The organism is Lacrimispora sp., assembly GCF_036758025.1.
In the GTDB taxonomy this organism is placed as follows: domain Bacteria; phylum Bacillota; class Clostridia; order Lachnospirales; family Lachnospiraceae; genus Lacrimispora.
In genome coordinates this window covers 26,484-44,904 of record NZ_DAIOXM010000016.1, presented here as the reverse complement: position 1 = coordinate 44,904, position 18,421 = coordinate 26,484, and the positions used below count along the sequence as shown (strand labels likewise).

Genomic DNA, 18,421 nt, shown 5'->3' with positions numbered 1-18,421 from the left:
TGATTATAGCATCTGCCACTCAACGAATTCTCAACACAACAGCATAAAACAAAGGAACCGGACTAAAATCAGCCTTGTCAGCCAATCTTAATCCGGTTCCTTTATACTGTTTTACTCTGCTGCACTTTTTCCTGGGGCAGATAACCGCTCCAGTAATCTCTGCTGTTTCATTGCATAAACCGCTCTTTTTCCCCTTGCCCAGTTCCAGTCCTCATATGCCAGATAGTCTTCCGTATACAGTGCTGCCGCCTCACTTCCTGCGGCAGAACTGCCGGTTGCCATAAATTGCTCAAACACCTCATCATACCGCCTCACATCCCACTGAGAATCCTTCAGATTGAGAATATAGCTGTCATTTGCATAGGCAATGGACGCCCCGGAAATCCCATATTCACGCAGACATTTGCGAATAGCCCAAACCGCCGTCTGCAAATTGCGCAGTGCCTGATCGGGGCTGTTTTCGGGCCAAAGATCATCACAGATTTTGAACTTATCCAGCCAAATGCCTTCATTTGCAAGAAAATATGCCAGCAGCTCTCTTGGCTTGCTTCGGCTCCATTTGACAGCTTCTTTTCCCATATAGATACCAAATTTTCCAAAAAACTGTATCCTGAGAGTCTCCGGCTCCTGGGGGATTCTCCGTTTGCACCGTATCCGTTCCATGGTCTTTTGCAGCCGTTCCGGACGGACAGGTTTTAGAATATAGTCAATGGCATTGATTTCAAATGCTTTCACTGCATACTGGTCATAGGCCGTAACGAACAGCACGTTCAAATCTGGGTTTCGCTGCAGCAGCAGCTCAGCAAGCTCAAGCCCGCTCAGGGTACGCATTTCTATATCCAAAAAGGCCAGCTCAGGCCGTGTTGATTCTATTTCTTTTAATGCTTCCATAGGATCTGTATAGCTGCCCACAATCTCCAAATCAGGATAGTCTGCAAGCAGCTTTTCCATCTCGCGCACAAGCAGCACTTCATCATCCACTAAAATTGTCTTCATGCACTACCTCCCTATATGGAATTTTGAGAGTCACTACCGTTCCCATTCCCTCTGTGCTTTCAATCTTCAGCCGGGCGCCTTTGTAACGCTCAAGCCTGCTCCGTATATTTTTTAATCCTACTCCGGCAGAGGGGCTGTCCCCCCGGCGGATTCCCTCTAATAATTCTTTGGGAATTCCAACGCCGTTGTCCTCCACCCGGATCACGGCAAAATCATGTTCCCTGAATATCTGCAGCCGGAGTCTGCCGCCCTCCGCCCTTTTAAAAATACCGTGGCGGACGGCATTTTCCACAATGGGCTGGATGCTTAGAAGAGGCACCATGGTATCCAGCTCTTCCTCTATGCAATACTCCACCTCCAGTAAATCCCCAAACCGGGCCTGTTCTATGGAAAGATAGGCTTTTACCGTATTCATTTCATCAGACAGGGGAACCATGCCGTCATGTGCTTCAAAATGAAAGCTTCCCCGCAGATAATCAGTCAGGTCATAGAGCAGATTCTTGGCCTTTTGAGGTTCCTCGGTTGTCTGCGCAGCGATAACACTGAGGGAATTGTAAAGAAAATGCGGCTTGATCTGTGCCCGCAGAAAAGCGATTTCCGCATCCTGAGCCTGCTTCATAGAACGGCGGAGACGGTCAACGGTATTGCGGTACTCCATGGACAGATCTGCAATCATTGCTACAGTGAAAAGCAGAATAAATACCTGCATAGAGCTGGAGCCTGACTTAATTCCCAGAGAAAACAAAATCGTATCTGCAGAATACAGATTGACCGATAACAGGGCTACAAACAGTAAAAACCCTTCCCCATTCCGGACATATAAATGAACTGCCCGGACCAAAAGCAATAGCAAAACAACTGTGTTGAACGCCATCACTGATGCATGGATTTTATAGTATACATGGATGGGAAGTACCAGAATTATCACCAAATAGATGGTATAGATCAGCGAAACCAGCCGGGCTAAGCGCAGCTGCAGCAAACCGCTCCTGAATTTATAAAATATCCAAATCACAACAATAAAATCTGCGGACAGGCAAATGTCCTTGAGCTTAAAGGCCAAAGTAAAAGGCATATCCGGCAGGAGCAGCAGCAAAGAACGATGATCAGACAGCCCGTTTCCCCACGCAAGTAAAAGGCAGAACAGAGAAAAGAGCAAAAGCATAGGATTTTTCAGTACACCGTCCCAGGTAATAGCAAAGAAAATCATATATAAAAGGGCAATTGTGCACAGTGCTGCAAAAATCAAAAGCGCCGACAGATGATTACGCTGATGCTGCTTCAGCATGGTATGCTCCCGCCCAAGCTGGGGGGATGAAGGAATGCCTGAATTGATATACTCATAATTAGCTACCTGAATTATAATCTCGATTCTTCCGCTGCCATGTTTAAAAAAAACCAACTCCGGTGTATTGCCGGAACGGTAGTCCTCTGCCCGCTGTGCAGGAATGCCATCAGTAAGCAGCTCCTGTCCATTAACGTATACCCGGCTGGAAAAACGTGCGTTGACTTTTTTCAAAACCAGCTTTCCCTGAAACGGGACATTCTCTATCACCAGACGATAGGTTGCACAGCCAAAAACCGGAAGATTTGTTCCCTGAACGGTCTTATTATTCCATAGAGAAGGGACCTGCATATAAACAGCGGATTGTACAATGCTTTCATCCTGGAAGTCTTCCGGCGTAAGCAGCTTATTCCAGTAAAATTCCCACTCACCGTCCAGGCGGATGACCGGATCACGCTCTATATTCCACTCAGAGGCATCCATTCTGCCCTGTATTGCCGTCGGTCCGGCATCCGGGACCTGTGCTTTGCCACACAGTATGGAAAGCAATAGTGCAAGCACACCGGATATGGTGACTGCACTGATGATCAAAAGCCGTTTTAGCATCCTATTTCCTCAATTACTGTAATTTTTTACGATCATTGGTTGCGGTTTTATTATACTATGTTTTTTGTCGAATTTCCAGAATCTTCTTTCTCAGGTTTTTCAGAAATGCCTGCTGCCTCCAGTTAATGGCTGTTATATTACAAGGCCCCATCTCCCGACATGCCGTCATATCCTAAGACTGCAGCAAAAAATGTCAAAGCCATGCCCTGTCCCCAGCCCTGAATCCATTTTTTCGAAACATTCCGATAGCCATCCCGGTCCTTCATAACGGCAGTTCCGCCAGAAACATCGGTCACTCTTCCGTCAGAAGCTACATGATCCAAAATTCCGTCAACAGACTTTTTAATATACTTAATATAAAGGGAGTTTCTTTTTAAAATCATGGCTGCTGCGATTCCGGCAGATGCGGATACTTCCTCATAGGATTCTTCATCATTTAAAATAGTTCTCCACAGGCCATTGCCCGTCTGCAAAAACTTTATAGCCGACAACTGCTCATTTAAGCTTCCTACGATTTCCAGGTATTGAGGATAAAGGTAACACTCCGGTAAAATAACTCCTGCTTTGCTCATGGTATAAGCTGCCCAGCAATTAGCTCTTCCCCAGTAAAAGCCCGACATATGGTCCTTTGTTATATTATTATAGCCGTGATACCATAATCCTGTCTCCTCATCCTGAAGATATTGAATATGCCAATAGTACTGATTCAGTGCATCATCAATTAAAGATGCATCCTTAGTCATAACTCCCACTCTTAAAAGAAAAAAAGCAGCCATAAATAAGGTGTCTGCCCAGCACTGCTCGGGGAAATCATTGGTGGCTGAAACCGTATGCTGCAGCACGTTGTCTCCAAATCGGAGGGCATCCTTCCTCAAATACTCTACCTTGGACTTTATAATATCCATATATTTTTCTTCCCCTGTAGATTCATACAAAGTGATCAGACAATGCCCCATAGCACAGGTGTTAACAGTCCACCTTGGAAGTCCCAGCCCAATCAGTTCATCCACACGCTCTTTAAGAAATTTCAGATAGCTTTCCTTTTTTGTTGCTTCATAGGCTTCCGAAATGCCATAGTATGCCACACCGCAAGGCCAGTCCCATGGCATATCCATTCGTTTTGTACGGTTGAGAATGCGATCCATTGCCTCCTCGATTCTCTCTCTGTCATAATGAATCTCACTCATATCTTAATCCTCCTTTTTTCATCTGTACCTGCTTGAATTACCATATGAGAAAATCTCGTTTCAACAAGCGCAGAATTCCCTCTGTTAAAAAATAGTCTCCATAAATAATTGGCACCTGGCGGTCGGATTCACGGTCATATCGGGCAGATCCAAAGGATACAATGGAATCCTTCTCCGGGTCCCACTGGCAAAATCGGTCTGTAACCGCTTTTAAACAGCGGACTGCAGACTTCACATAGAGATCCTTTTCCTGAATCCTCACATGCCCGGAAAGCTCCAGAAGCCCGCAGGCTGCACATACTCCGGCGGTCGTATCATAATAAACCGGCTGTACAGGCGCCCGGAAATCGATGAGCGGAATGTAATCATTAATTGCCAGATTTGCACAAAAATAATGTGCCACACGTTTTGCAGCGTCCAAATAGGCCTCATTTCCGGTGTAGCGGTATGCCAGAGACATCCCATAAATCGCCCAGGCCTGTCCGCGGCTCCAGGAAGATCCCCTTTCATAGCCCTGTCCGCCAGGGTTGTCCAAATACTCCCCCGTGGCCGGATCAAATTCCACCATATGATTACAGGATCCATCTGGTCTGATAATATAATTCAGAGCCATTTCCGTATGATTGACGGCAATCTGCCTATAAGCGCTGTCATGTAATTCTTCAGCCGCCCAGTATAAAAGGGGCAGATTCATCAGACAATCTACGATGGCAATACCTGCCCGTTCCCCATTCCACGCCTTAATATACCTGCCCTTTGGATTATAACGCCCAGCCAGAATTCCTGCTGCATGAAGTCCCCTGGTGCGGGAAACCTGGCTGCCTGTAAGCCGGTAATCAGCTACCGCCGTATGCAGCCAGAGAAACCCCACATCGTGATCCAGCTTTGTAAATGCCGCCAACGCCTCATCCAGCCGTTCCTCAATTCCGGCTGCAGCGTCCTTATAACACTCTTTTCCTGTTGCATGATACATCTGCCATAGCATCCCGCTGTAAAAACCATTGGTCCATGCAGTCAGCTCCTTCTTCCCCATATCCTCATACGTTCCATTGATCGGAACATACGGCATCATGGATCCAAGCCTCCTGCATTCTGCCTCCAGCTTAATCTCCAGTTTTTCCCAAACAGATTCTGCCCAGTTCAGGGTTTCCTTCTCAATCTCGTAATGCATAGCAGTTTCCTCCTCCAATCACAATCTCCTTGTCCGTAAATTCCGTTTCTATCAGTGTTTCGATTTCAGTCACTCCTGGTTTAATCTCAAATTGGATTGCCGGAATGCATACATTGGGAAACACAAGATTCATATTGGGATACGCCGCAATGACAATTCCCTTTCCCTGGTTCGATCCGATCCGGCTCCCTCCATTTTTATCTGAAACAGCAGCAAATCCCTTTACCTCCTCCTTCGCAGTCTCCTCCATACAATTGGGATAGGAAAAGCCGCAGTCATATGCCAGGCAGTTTAAATTGCTGGTAACCCTATGCCGGCGCTTATGGCCGTTTGGAACCGGCATGATCCAGGTTTCCACCTCAATGCCTTCCACAGGACTCCATCTGGCATAAACCTCTTTATCTGTGACATGATATTCCAGGCAGGTTCTCCGCACATAATACATGCCATGAGCATAAAAAGCCAGCATGCTGTCAGTTCCCGCCTGCTCCAGATGATGATAAGAACGAGGTACACAAAAGCCAAACACAGAAGAATAAGCAAACTTTGCATATTTCTCTGCCCCATAGGGATGCTCCATCACCGGATACTGGCCTGCTGTCAGGGCCACCACCTCATGCTTCCTGTGGCAGAGCACCATGTCACATTCCTTCACCGCATATATTTCTTTCAGTTCCGGCAGCTCTTCGCACTGAGCCTGCCAAAACGGATGATCATCAGGCAATGCAAGGAACACAAAAGTCTTCAGCGCCCAGTATGGGGAGCCCGGGGCATTATAGGCCTCAGACATCAGCAGATTGGGATAGGTATACCCAACCGTAAGCACTCCTCCATTGTCAAAAATCGGCTGCCGCAGCCAATAGTCCATATGCCTTTTTATTAATCCTTTCATGACTCCCCAGGAAAAGCATTCCACTCCCGCCAGAGCGCAGGCGCTGAAAAATGCGGCCTGTGCAAAACGGTACGTCAGGGAACGTCCAAAAGGAAGTGCCTTTCCTGCATCATCAAACCAGTAAATAAACGTTTTTGCAAAAACTGCTGCCCGCTGCTTAAAACGCTCTGAAGTCTCAGGGTCTTCTTTTTCCATAAATTTTGCATATAACAGGCAGTAAAAATGAATGCCAAAGGACGTATAATAATCCTTTTGAGGCCGGTTTCCATCGGAATACCAGCCATTACCCAGATAAAAGGATTCGTATCGGTTCATAGCATCCCTTACCTGATCCCGGTCCCATTTCTTTCCCACACTTTTCAAAGCCAGATTTGCAATGACCTTAAAATACTGCCAATTATTGTCTGCCTGGGAATAAAGGTTAATCTGATACAGCCAGTCTGCCAGGTTCTGCTTTTCTGCAGCACTCAGGGGAGCCCACAGCTTTTCCGGAACCATCAGGATTCCGTAGCTGATAGCAGCCATCTCAACCATTCTCTGGTCTTTATGATGCAGATCCCCCCAGTATTCCTCTGATGCAGGGTTGGTACCTGTACATAGTCCCTTTTGATAAACCGGCAAAAGGCTTTCATCATTTCCTCCCCCGGCCCAATAAGATGCCATTCCCCATAAAATACGGGAAAACCCTTCCATTCCCGCAATTCGGTTGCCATAGCCTGCTGCAAATGCTCCAAGCTCCAAGCCGGCGCAGTTTTCGCTGTAATATTTTTTCAGCGGCTCTACCAGACCCAGCAGCATTTCCTGATAAAATGCCTTATCCTTCATATGTGTCTCCATTCTCCACTCGCTTCCATCTGATTAAAGCAAAGGATGCTGCAAAATATAATTTTACAACACCCTCCGCTCTGTGATTTACTATTTCTATTATTTATTTCCTTTCAGTTCATCCAGAATTGTCTGATACTGCTCTGCCAACTCTTTTGCTGCTTCCTCTGGAGTAATATCTCCGTAAACAACCTCCTGGATCAGGTCTTTCCGTACTACCTCAAGCTCGGTATTTCCGCTGATCATATTGTTAGTATAAGAATTAGGCTCAGAAATTTCGACACCCTTTTTCTGAATTTCACTTACAACGCCGGCTGCAATCAGAATGTCATCAGACTGCTTAGTGGGGCAGTATCCCACATCGGTTTTGCAGATTGCAATGGACGCCGGATCATTCATCAGGAAATCCAGGAATTTCGCAGCCTCATCCTTATGTTCAGAATTATCATTGATTGCGAATCCCCTGTCTCCGCTGTATGCAACGCCGCTGCTTTTCGCATCATTGGTAACGGGCATGGGAATGACATCTAAGGGGCTGTCAATAGAAGCAATATATTTAGGTGCACTTCCTGTATAGTCTACGATCATGCCGATCTTTCCATTAATCCACTTGTTATTCTGATCTGCCTGTCCTGCAAAAGTTGCTGCTTCTCCAAATGGCTCCAGGGTATTGGTTTCATACAGATCCACAATATTCTGAAATGCCTCTGCCGCATCCTCTTCTGAAAAATTCATGGCATAGGTTTCCTCATTAATCAGAGGCTTTCCCGTCTTCTGTACCAGGTAAGGCTGGACAAATAACCGGTTCAGCATATCCGCATCTGCTGTCATCAGATATGCATCGCCATCCTGCTCATGAATGGATTTCCCCAGTTCCTTAATCTCATCCCAGGTATAGGTCTTGCTTAAATCAATTTCATACTGCTTTGCAAAATCAGTATTAATATAAGTAACAGAGCCTCCAACAGTACATGGGAACACATTGGGTTCACCGTTATAAGTACCTGCGATTTCCAGCAGACGATCCTTTAAGGTGCTTAAGTCCACCGGCAATGCGGATAAATCTGCCAGATAATGCTTGGCTCCCTGGATATCAGGCAGCCATTCTTTGCTCAGCTGGATAATATCCGGTGCAGTATTGCTGGAAAGGGTTGTCATGATCTTCTCATAGTATCCGTCATATCCCTGATACTCTGCTTCCACTTTTACATTGGGATTCTTTTTTTCATAGGCTTCAATCACAGCCAACAGGGCTTTATGCCTGCTGTCACTTCCCCACCAGGAAAAACGCAGGGTTACAGGTTCTCCCCCGGCTGTCTGCTTTCCGGTCTCTGTACTCTCCGCCCCCGTGCCGCTCTGAACTGCTGCGGTGGTTTCCGTACTTTTAGCACCTGAACCGCAGCCCATCAGGGATACTGCCGCCATGGAAGCTGCCATAAGCAGGGCTGCGCTTTTTTTGAGTTTCTTTTTCATAAAATCTTTCCTCCTTCTCCTTTATCAGGTTTCCCCTTAATTTTGATATTTCCATTCTACCATAAATCAGATATTTCAAACCCCTGTTCAGATTACAGATGCATATCTTTAAAATCTATCTTCATATTGTTCATCTATCATTTTTTTATCCCTTTATACCCCCGGCAGTGATTCCCTCTACAAAATACTTCTGTGCAAAGAAGTAGAGCAAAATCGGCGGAATTAAGGATACAAAGGACATTGCAAGCACTTGGTTCCATGGCGTAGAGGCTCCCTGGCTGTCAATGGACATTTTTAAGGCCAGGGACAGGGTATAATTCTTCACACTGCTGATATACACCAGATTATTGAAATAATCATTCCACCTCCAAAGAGTCTGGAAAATTACAACGGAAAAAACAGAGGGTTTTAAAAGCGGAGCCAGTACCCTTACATATACCATAAAGGGATTGCAGCCATCCATATAGGCCGACTCGTCCAACTCTCTGGGGATTCCTCTCAAAAACTGAATCTGCATGAAAATCAGGAAAGGATAGCAGGCCAGGATTGCCGGAACCCAGAACGGCAGGTAGGTATCAACCCAGCCGAATTTGTTGAATGCAACATATCTTGGAATCATAATAACCGCATCCGGCAGCATCAGAGTAGAAATCATCAGCATAAACAGTATCTTCTTAAATGGAAATTGGAATCTGGCAAATCCGTATGCAACAATTCCTGTGGACAGGGCTGTAAATACCACAGTAGGAATGACCAGCTTAAAGGTATTTAAGTAAAATGTCAGGTAGGTAAACTGCCCGCTCCCTTTCCACCCTTCCTTGTATGCACTGAAAGAAAAAAGCTCCGGAAGCAGACTCATCTTTCCGAACAGTTCCTTATTGTCCTTAAATGTGGCAAAGAACAGCCAAAACAAAGGATAGATCATAACGGTTCCTACAACAATTAAAATAACATACGCCATAAAGTTGTTCTTTTTCATTCTCATTAATCCATCCCTCCATCATTATAGAATACCCAGGCACTCGATGAGCGGAATACAAGAAGCGTGATCAGAAGAATGGCCACAAACATCACCCATGAGGAAGCAGATGCATATCCCATTTTCAAGTTTTTGAATGCGTCTTCATAAATCTTAACTCCCATCAGGTAGGTTCCATGGTTAGGCCCGCCGTTGGTAATAATGAAGGCAGAAGTAAACTCCTGCAGGGCATGAATGATCTGCATAATCAGGTTAAAGAAGACAACCGGTGTCAGCATGGGAAAAGTAATACGCCAGAACTGGACCCACTTAGTAGCCCCATCAACCTCTGCCGCTTCGTATAACTCTGTCGGCACGTTTTTAAGACCCGCCAGAAACAGAACCATGGAAGAGCCAAACTGCCAGATGACCAAGAGGCTGATGGTTACCAGTGCAATATCCGGATCTCCAAGCCAGTTCACTGCCGGAATACGTAAAACCCCTAAAAATTTGTTCAGCATACCTTCCTTCATAAACATAAATCTCCATAAAATAGAGATAGCCACGCTGCCTCCCATAATGGAGGGCAGATAGTATATAGTACGAAACAGGTTGATTCCCTTTAAACGCATGTTCAGGATCATCGCCACAATCAAAGCCATGATTAACTTCATAGGCACTGACATGAGAGCGTACTTAAAGGTCAATAGAAATGATTTTACGAAATACTTATCCTTTGTAAACAACTTGATATAATTCTCCGGACCAACCCACTTCCCTTCCGACAGAATCGAAAAATCTGTAAAAGAGTAGTACAGCGACATTACCAGCGGATAAGCCTGGAGCACACAGAATCCCAGCAGCCATGGCAGAATAAAAAGCAAGCCCCATCTCCAGTTTTTCGGATACTTTCTCACAGACGGCATTCCCGCAGCATTGGATTTTAACGGTGACATAGATAATTCCTCCTTCACTCATTTGCCGGTTCCATTGGAACACAGCTCATTATCCGTATTTTATCATGGTGCTGCGGCTGTGCGCCCTTGTACCCATTATATCTCTCTATCATTTCAATCTATCTTTATTTTACCCAGCTATCTTTATTTTGGGGAAATGTCCTTTGGCAGCTATCACCTTTGACTATCATATTGCCGCATGCTATAATTTTTTCATATCAATGTAATATAGTGGGGAGGAAAGGAAATGTATGAACTTCTGATTGTTGATGATGAAGCAAATTCCCGCAATATGCTTGCGTCCTGTTTTCCATGGAATGAACAAGGGTTTCATGTATGTGGTCAGAAAGACAACGGTCGGGAAGCTATAGAATTTTTAAAAGAGCAAACAGTGCATGTGATTCTGACTGATATCAGCATGCCTGATATGGACGGGATCGAACTGGCAAAGATGGTTTCAGAACTGACAGGATTCAGACCAACAGTGGTCTTCTTAAGTGCCTATGATAACTTTAAATACGCTCAGAATGCAATCCGGTACGGTGTTCGTTACTATGTACTAAAGCCTACCAATTTTTCAGAGCTGAAGGAAATCTTCGGAACAATAAAAAAAGAGTTGGATTTAAAATACAATATCGCTCCTGACCATAATCCCAGCCATTGCTCCGATGAGATTATAAAAAAGACTCTGGCCTATTGTATCCAAAATTACAGGGAAGGCTCTCTGGCCTCTCTTGCAGAATCCCTGTATTTAAATCCCTCCTATCTCAGTCAGTTGATTAAGATGAAAACATCCAAGACCTTTTCAGATATACTCAATGAAGCCAGGATGAAGCAGGCCGCTCTTCTGCTCAAAGACCCTGATACAAAGATATACAACATCAGCAATATGATCGGATATGTAAATCCAAATAACTTCGCAAGAGCCTTTAAGGCATATTGGGGCATCACTCCCACTGAATACAGAAATCATGAAAAATAATTCACTTTTTGATAGTCTAAATAAAAAGCATCATTCCACAACCGTCCGTTTTTTCATCCGCAGCCTGTTGATCAACAGCCTGCTGATTTTAATACCGCTTTTGCTCATTGGTTTATACAGCATTTTCCGAACAGCAAAGGAAAGCACACAAGAAGCCGAAAAGCGGGCTTCCCGTATTCTAAATCAAACAGACGATATACTGGAAACATTTTATACACACGTAGATAACGCATATCTTTTTTTTGCCTCCAATCCCAGGGTAAACTTACAGCTAAAAAATGCGTTTGTAGAAAAGTCGCTCTCCTTAAATTCCATAAAATCTGTTGAAAACATTTCTCTGAACTTTCAGAATCTGATTTACACGGATGATTATCTGCAGAATATTTACATTTACTATAAAAATGATTACAGCCGTATTTTTATTCCCTTAAGCGCAAAACTAATTTCTTTTCCTCCTAATGAGGAGAAGGAAATTCTAGTTTCCTATCACCATGCCGGAGCAGAAGACGTGTGGATGGAATTCTCTGATGATCCGCTGCTGTATACCGAATACCCTGCTCCCAGCCTGGTCATTTACAGAAAACTATACCACAGAACCACTGATGTACAGAACGGCTTGATTATCTTCAGTTTCAATGCAGACCGGCTGAAAAATAAGCTGCAGAAGTTACTGGAGTACGAAGACCAGCAAATTTTCTTAATTGACTCTGACAACCGTATTGTCTGGCCTTCCACCAGTGAATTTTCAGAAGAAACGCTCCTGTCTCTTTCAGAGAAGATAGCCTCTGATTACCAACAGAGTGCTGCTGCAGTAGCAAGCCAGGATTATTCCTCCTATTCCGCAACCTATCTGCACTCCCCCCGTTCCTATGGATTCTCCTATTTATTACTGACTCCTAAGGATAAAATCTATGAAACCACCATAAATCTGACCAGCATGTACATTTTCATTACATTGGCAGCCATTGGGATGGCCTGTATGATCGCTTTCTTTAAAACCCGGCATGATTACAAATATCTTCGCAGAATTATCAGTACTTTCAGCATGCCGGATACTGCCCTAAAAAACATACAGCCCCCTTCCAAAAGAAGTTCCAGTCCCTTTGAGTATATTCTGCTGAATGTAATCAGACTTTTCATTGAACATGACTATCTAAAAATGCAGGACTCGGAAAAAACTGCCAAGCTTCAGCTATCCAAAATGCAGGCGCTTCAGCACCAGATCAATCCTCATTTTCTTCATAATACGTTAAACAGTATTTACTGGGAATCGGTGAAACTGACCGGCTCAGAAAACCAATGCAGCCATATGATATCGCATCTTTCCGCAATTATGCGTTATTCACTCAGTGATCCTCAGGAAAATGTAAAGATTCAGAATGAAATTGATTATTTAAAAAAATATCTTGAGATCATGAAGGTTCGCTATATAAATAAATTTGATGCAAAATTTCAGGTCGACCATGACTGTTCCATCTACCCGGTCAAGAAAATGCTGCTGCAGCCCCTTGTGGAGAACTCAATTTATCATGGCTTTAAAGAAAAAAAAGGGAGAGGTGTGATCCGTATCTCGGTGCATAGGAAAAGGAACCGGATTTATTTCAGTATCTATGATACAGGAAGTGGAATTTCTGCCCATAAGCTTGCAGCGATCAGACAGGACTTAAATCAAGTCAACCCTGTATCCAATGAGAATATTGGGCTGATGAATACAAATTCCAGACTTGTTTTATCCTACGGACCTGATTCTGGTCTGCATATTAACAGCCGATACAAAGATTTTACAGTAATCTGGTTCTCTATTCCGGTTCCCCCAAAAGAGGACAGCCAGCCTTTTACAGATTCCATATAACGGTTTCATATGTGAATGAATGGTATTGGTAGTATAAATAAGGCGGCGTTGCTCTAAAATGCGAAGTTGCTGTTACAAAATGCAAAAGTTCAACAAGATACGGTTCCTGGCTGCTTATTCAACGCCAATATCTTGTATGAAACATTCATTTTGCAACAGCCCCATTCACCATTATCACTTTAAAACATCTCTTAAATCCTTATTTTACATAAGATAAAAGCCCCACTGTCTCCACATTCCTTACTTTTACGAAATTACTATTTTGTGCTCTACTCCGTCCTGGTCACTCTCCAGATGACCCCTGTATTAGGAATAAACTGATCCGGATTCCCCTGAATATTCAGTCCCGTATCTACGATATACATTGCTCTGTCAGGGCCGAATAACAGGTGGGCCACTCTCTCAAGACCTCCTCCCGTTGACAAAGAGGAGGGAAAACCCGTCCGATTGATGGCAAACGTACTGATAGTTCTGGATTTCATATCGATTTTGGATATTCTGTGTCCTGCATTGGCATAAGATATGGTATCGCCGACCTGGGAGTGTATGGTGCTGCCGTATTCAGCGATGTACACATCTCCATAAGGACCGAATTGGGGATTATAATTAAAATCAAATCCTCTTATCGAAGAATTGGGCGGAAATGTGACAAAAGGTCTTGGTGGAACATTGGGCTGATTTTTAAAGATAAGAGAAGGCTGTATGCCTCCGATGGGCGTAAAACGCGGTGAATTTACAGGTTCACCTCCGGAATAATCCGGCCAGCCATACCACAAATTAGGTGTAATATAATAAAAATCATCGGTAGCATTCTCAATGGGCCTGCTGCCCACCGCCTGATAACCGTTATTGCCCACATATAACTGACCGCTGGAATCAAATTTTAAGTAAGAAGGATTTCTAAATCCCCATGCGACCTGTTCTAAATTGGAGCCGTCCAGGTTTGCCCTGAGAATGCTTCCCGATGCCTTGATATACCGCTTTCTGATCTCGTACTCGATATTAGGAATGCCATAGGGAGAAAAAGCTCCCGTTAACGCGGTATCATCCGGCAAGCCTTCTGTCAGTATGTTATGTGTTGCGAAGTTTTGTCCATGAATCATGATATAATCTCCTGCGTAATCACACAGAAGCGGAGAAGCAATCACCCACTCGTTGTCATTGCCAACGACACCGCTGTTAGTCACCGTTCCCTGTCCGAAATACATCTTATTATCCGGAGAAAATGCCACCGGACTGTTATAGTGGTCACCGTTGCTGGGCAGTCCCATAATGACATTCTGCCTTGTACCATCTTTGTAAATCTTTGTGATAAATCCTCTGTGAGATACATAGATCACGCCGTTTAAATAGTTAATCCCTGATATAGGAGTAACAAAACCATCTGCGATGGTTTCAAACTGACCGTTAATCAGTTGTAATATCCGGGGATTTCCGTCAGCCAAACCGGAATCAGCCACCAGGATTTCCCCGTTTTCATTAAAAACCATTCCAATTGGAGAATTCAGGTTTTTTATAAATACTTCTATCTGATAGCCTCTGATGATATAGATATCAGATGGATTCAAATACCTTTCCCCAAAACCATCTTCTTCATTGCAGGAGCTGATTCTTCTCCCATTATTGTTATAGAACATTGGCTTTATCCAGGAACTTTTATTACATTATATTACAGTTATATAAAGCTGTGAATCAGATCCTTGAGCACATTTTCCTTTGTTTTTTGTTCTATCAGGGGCTGCCCGTCTTTTAAAAGCCTGTTCTTTCGGTGAAACTCCGTTTTTTCTTCCCGATAGAGAATGCCGGTGGGGATTTTTTCACTGATTTCTATGGACATTTTAATAGCTTCCAGCCGATCCGCCGGGTCATAATCGTCTCCCAGAGGCTCCACCATATTTTTATAATAGGCAAAGGTATTGACTTTGTTGAAGCTGATACAGGGCTGCAGGATATCCACAAATGCATATCCCGGATAAAGGATGGCCTCCTTCATGATGCTCACCAGCTGCTTTGAATCACCGCTGAAACCTCTCGCAACAAATCCCGCCCCCGAAGCAATAGCCAGGAGCACCGGATTTAAGGGGGTATTTCTATTTCCGTCGGTCTGAACTCCTGTGATATGTCCTTCACCGCTGGTGGGTGATGCCTGCCCCTTGGTCAGGCCGTATATCTGATTGTCATGAACAAAATGTGCAATATTGACGTTCCTTCTTATGTTGTGAATAAAGTGGTTGCCTCCTTCACCGTAAGAATCCCCGTCTCCGGAATTTACTATGACCGTGAGCTTTTCATTGGCTATTTTGGCGGCAACTGCAGCCGGAAGGGCTCTTCCGTGAAGCCCGCAGAAGCTGTTGGCACTTAAATACTGAGGTGTTTTCGCTGCCTGACCGATTCCTGCCACCATCAGCACTTCATTTGGTTCTATGCCCAGCTCCTCCAACGCGGTTTTTAAGCTGTTTAATATGGAGAAATTTCCGCATCCCGGACACCAGGCTGTTTCATAAGCTGTGAATTTATCCATCTACTTGGAACCTCCTTTCAACACCTGCTTTACAATTTCTTCTCCGGATATCTGTCTGCCGTCATATTTCAAAATACTTTTATGGCATTCTATACCTGTCTGCTCTCTTATAAGAGAAGCCAGCTGGCCTGTGGCATTTTGTTCTACGTTGATTAAAGTCCTGCCCTTTGCATAAGTTTTCAGCTTTTCCTGAGGAAGGGGATAAATGTCTCCAAACACCAAAGCTCCATAGCTTCTATACCCACTTTTATTCAGCAGGGATAAGGCATCCTTGATAGGACCATAGGTAGAGCCCCAGCCCAGCAGTAGAGTTTCGCACTGCTCTTCTCCTATAAACTCCGGCTCTGACAGCTCCTGGATAAGACCCTTTAATTTTCTCATCCTCTTATCCACCATCTGATTCCTCACTTCTGCCGATTCCGTTATCCAGCCTCTTTCATCATGCTCATCACTGTCAGCAGCCACAAGATGGCTGGTCAGTCCCGGAATAAGCCTGGGAGAGATTCCGTCTTCCGTTATCCTATAACGCAAATACTCCCCTTCCGCTTCTCTGGCATGGCTGATCAGTTCCAATCCGGAAGTGTCAAAGGGCTTCACACTGGCTGTGGTATCTCCAAGATACTGGTCACTGAGCAGTATAACAGGAATCTGGTATTTTTCAGCCAGGTTCAGCGCCCGGAAGGTCTGATAAAAAGCGTCTTCATGATTTCTCAAGGCTATGACTAACCTGGGAAATTCCCCCTGTGATGCAGAAATAACGAACTTTAAATCACTTTGTTCTGTTCTTGTAGGGAGACCGGTCGCCGGACCGGGCCTCTGCACATCTATGGCCACCAGCGGAATCTCCGCAATACCGGAAAATCCCAATGCTTCCACCTTCAGACAGAAGCCGCCTCCGCTGGTCCCGGTCATGGCTCTTGCTCCCGCATAGGAGGCGCCTAATGCCATATTGATGGCAGCGATCTCATCTTCCGCCTGTTCCACCACAATTCCCGCCTCATGTCCCACAGAAGCCAGATATTCCAAAACAGCAGTGGAAGGAGACATAGGATAAGCGGAATAAAACTTAAGCCCTCCGGCCACCGCACCAAGTCCCAGTGCTTTGCTGCCTGAAATGAGCATGTAATCCTTATATCCGCCATCCAGATGCTTAAATTTCGCTTCAACAGATGTGTATCCTGCTTCAGCCGCCTTTACATTAACCTCAAGAATATCTTTCTTCATGACACCGGCCATGACTTCACCTGCATATGTAAATGGCTCACCAAAGAGCTTCAATACCGCACCCACTGCCACGCTGCCGGAAGCCTTCACATTCCCCAGTTCCTTCGCTATTTTATTCATAGGAAGCTTAATAATGCTGGAATCCCCATCAGGATAAGCAAAGCTGCTGTCACACAATACAAATCCTTTGGCCGTCAGTTTATGCTTATGTAAATCAATGGTTTCCTCATTTAAGGCAACGATGCCATCCAAAACATCGCTGTGTGAGGTTATTTCCTCCGTTCCGAAACGAAGCAGGGAAAAATTGTGTCCGCCGCGCACCCTGGACATGAAATCCCTGGTGGTATAGATATAATAGCCGGAATGCTTCAGCAGCTTTTCCAGAATTGCGACCATGGTGTCAATGCCCTGCCCGGCAGCACCGCCAATCAAAATATTATACATAGACTTTCCTCCTTTTTGAATTTTGACTAATTATACCTTATTTTTACATTGTTTTCAATATTCCTCTTGCCAAGTATAAAATATTCACATCAATATTATTAATCTTTTATTTATTTAATAAAATGCTATAAAATATGTATTTTAACAGATCAATTATTGAACCAATTCAGAGTGCTTTTTCTCTTGTTCCACAGAATCACTGGGGGTTTACTGCCAGGTGCAACGGTAATTTTGAGATAGTTAAATATTCAGCCCATGATACAAAAACTTTATTTTGTTTAACTATATTCTGCTTCTTTATCTATCTTCAAACCTCTGTAAGAATCATATAAAATGAGTTTTATAATAATATAAGAATGAATGAAAGAAGTAGCAAAATCAAGCCACTTTTATTCATGCCTTGTTGGTAAATTCAGTCCGGAAAAGCCGCATTGGAAACAATTCAAATCTTTGTTAATATACTATATTAAGTGGTTGTAAAATTCATAAAAAAACTGATATTTATATAGCATTCAGAGTTTTGCAGACACCTAAAATATAAGCAGAAAGGAGGTCAAATAATGGCTACGCAATTATTCAAACTCGTAATAGATGCTGCTACTACAACCGATACTGCTATTAATCCGGAAGTTGATAAATATTTTTATGAGCTGAGGGAAGACGAAAGAACTGCTGGTACAATTACTATTCCAGCTATTCAATTTACGGATAACAATGGTGATATTATGACAGGTAATCTTACCACTGCAGCTACAGATAATGGATATTACCTTTTATTTATAAATGGCGTATTACAGCAATCCAGTTTATATACAGTCAGTACCGACGGTTCGCAGGTTGTTATTACTGATGCAGCCACAGTTCCTGTTGGCGCACCAATTACCTTAATTGTAAATAACTTTGCTCCGGTATCTGATTCTACAACTACAGTAACAACGTAACTATTATATTTCAGGATGTGTAATCATTTACACATCCTTTTGCTTACAAGGATTTCTATATTTATAGTAAAGAACCTATTTTTTATGGAATACATAAAATAATAAAAT

Annotated in this window: 14 protein-coding genes; 3 read left to right on the top strand and 11 right to left on the bottom strand. The window is 43.8% G+C overall.

The features are described from left to right. Window positions 1-111: 111 nt before the first annotated feature. The 8 genes from V7M78_RS13990 to V7M78_RS13955 form a co-directional block, all read right to left on the bottom strand. Window positions 112-996, bottom strand: a complete 885-nt coding sequence (locus tag V7M78_RS13990; protein ID WP_333650564.1) for a response regulator — start codon at window positions 994-996, stop codon at window positions 112-114. Continuing rightward, window positions 974-2,887 (bottom strand): sensor histidine kinase, encoded by a 1,914-nt coding sequence (locus V7M78_RS13985; protein ID WP_333650562.1) that lies wholly within the window; start codon window positions 2,885-2,887, stop codon window positions 974-976. The genes V7M78_RS13990 and V7M78_RS13985 overlap by 23 nt, the downstream gene beginning before the upstream one ends. A gap of 137 nt (window positions 2,888-3,024) precedes the next feature. Continuing rightward, a complete protein-coding gene (locus V7M78_RS13980) occupies window positions 3,025-4,074 on the bottom strand; it encodes a glycoside hydrolase family 88/105 protein (RefSeq protein WP_333650560.1) in 1,050 nt (349 codons plus the stop codon). 37 nt (window positions 4,075-4,111) lie between these two features. Then, a complete protein-coding gene (locus tag V7M78_RS13975) occupies window positions 4,112-5,245 on the bottom strand; it encodes a glycoside hydrolase family 88 protein (RefSeq protein WP_333650558.1) in 1,134 nt (377 codons plus the stop codon). Further along, window positions 5,229-6,962, bottom strand: a complete 1,734-nt coding sequence (locus tag V7M78_RS13970) for a DUF2264 domain-containing protein (RefSeq protein ID WP_333650556.1) — start codon at window positions 6,960-6,962, stop codon at window positions 5,229-5,231. Before V7M78_RS13970 ends, V7M78_RS13975 begins: the two co-directional genes overlap by 17 nt. A 99-nt stretch (window positions 6,963-7,061) precedes the next feature. Continuing rightward, the gene (locus V7M78_RS13965) at window positions 7,062-8,435 is read right to left on the bottom strand and encodes an ABC transporter substrate-binding protein (protein WP_333650554.1); all 1,374 of its coding nucleotides are present in this window, start codon (window positions 8,433-8,435) and stop codon (window positions 7,062-7,064) included. Window positions 8,436-8,580: 145 nt separating this feature from the next. Continuing rightward, complete coding sequence (locus V7M78_RS13960) at window positions 8,581-9,420, bottom strand: carbohydrate ABC transporter permease (RefSeq protein ID WP_333650552.1); 840 nt, start codon at window positions 9,418-9,420, stop codon at window positions 8,581-8,583. Then, on the bottom strand, window positions 9,420-10,349 hold the full coding sequence (locus V7M78_RS13955; RefSeq protein ID WP_442914660.1) for a carbohydrate ABC transporter permease: 930 nt from the start codon (window positions 10,347-10,349) through the stop codon (window positions 9,420-9,422). The genes V7M78_RS13960 and V7M78_RS13955 overlap by 1 nt, the downstream gene beginning before the upstream one ends. Before the next feature lie 247 nt (window positions 10,350-10,596). Between V7M78_RS13955 and V7M78_RS13950 the strand changes: the two genes are divergently transcribed. Beyond that, window positions 10,597-11,331 (top strand): response regulator transcription factor, encoded by a 735-nt coding sequence (locus tag V7M78_RS13950; RefSeq protein WP_333650550.1) that lies wholly within the window; start codon window positions 10,597-10,599, stop codon window positions 11,329-11,331. Beyond that, window positions 11,321-13,183, top strand: coding sequence for a cache domain-containing sensor histidine kinase (locus V7M78_RS13945; RefSeq protein ID WP_333650548.1), 1,863 nt, complete (start codon window positions 11,321-11,323; stop codon window positions 13,181-13,183). The genes V7M78_RS13950 and V7M78_RS13945 overlap by 11 nt, the downstream gene beginning before the upstream one ends. Before the next feature lie 269 nt (window positions 13,184-13,452). Here the strand turns inward: V7M78_RS13945 and V7M78_RS13940 are convergent, their stop codons facing one another. The 3 genes from V7M78_RS13940 to V7M78_RS13930 are packed head-to-tail and all read right to left on the bottom strand — an operon-like array spanning window position 13,453 to window position 17,372. Continuing rightward, window positions 13,453-14,820 carry a PQQ-dependent sugar dehydrogenase gene (locus tag V7M78_RS13940; protein ID WP_333650546.1) on the bottom strand — a complete coding sequence of 456 codons (1,368 nt, stop codon included), beginning with the start codon at window positions 14,818-14,820 and terminating at the stop codon, window positions 13,453-13,455. A 38-nt stretch (window positions 14,821-14,858) separates the two neighbouring features. Then, window positions 14,859-15,704 (bottom strand): 2-oxoacid:ferredoxin oxidoreductase subunit beta, encoded by an 846-nt coding sequence (locus V7M78_RS13935; protein ID WP_333650544.1) that lies wholly within the window; start codon window positions 15,702-15,704, stop codon window positions 14,859-14,861. Further along, window positions 15,705-17,372: a 2-oxoacid:acceptor oxidoreductase subunit alpha gene (locus V7M78_RS13930; RefSeq protein ID WP_333650542.1), complete on the bottom strand. Its 1,668-nt coding sequence runs from the start codon at window positions 17,370-17,372 to the stop codon at window positions 15,705-15,707. Between the two features lie 560 nt (window positions 17,373-17,932). Here V7M78_RS13930 and V7M78_RS13925 point away from each other — a divergent pair. Next, window positions 17,933-18,313 (top strand): DUF4183 domain-containing protein, encoded by a 381-nt coding sequence (locus V7M78_RS13925; protein ID WP_333650539.1) that lies wholly within the window; start codon window positions 17,933-17,935, stop codon window positions 18,311-18,313. Window positions 18,314-18,421 lie beyond the last annotated feature (108 nt).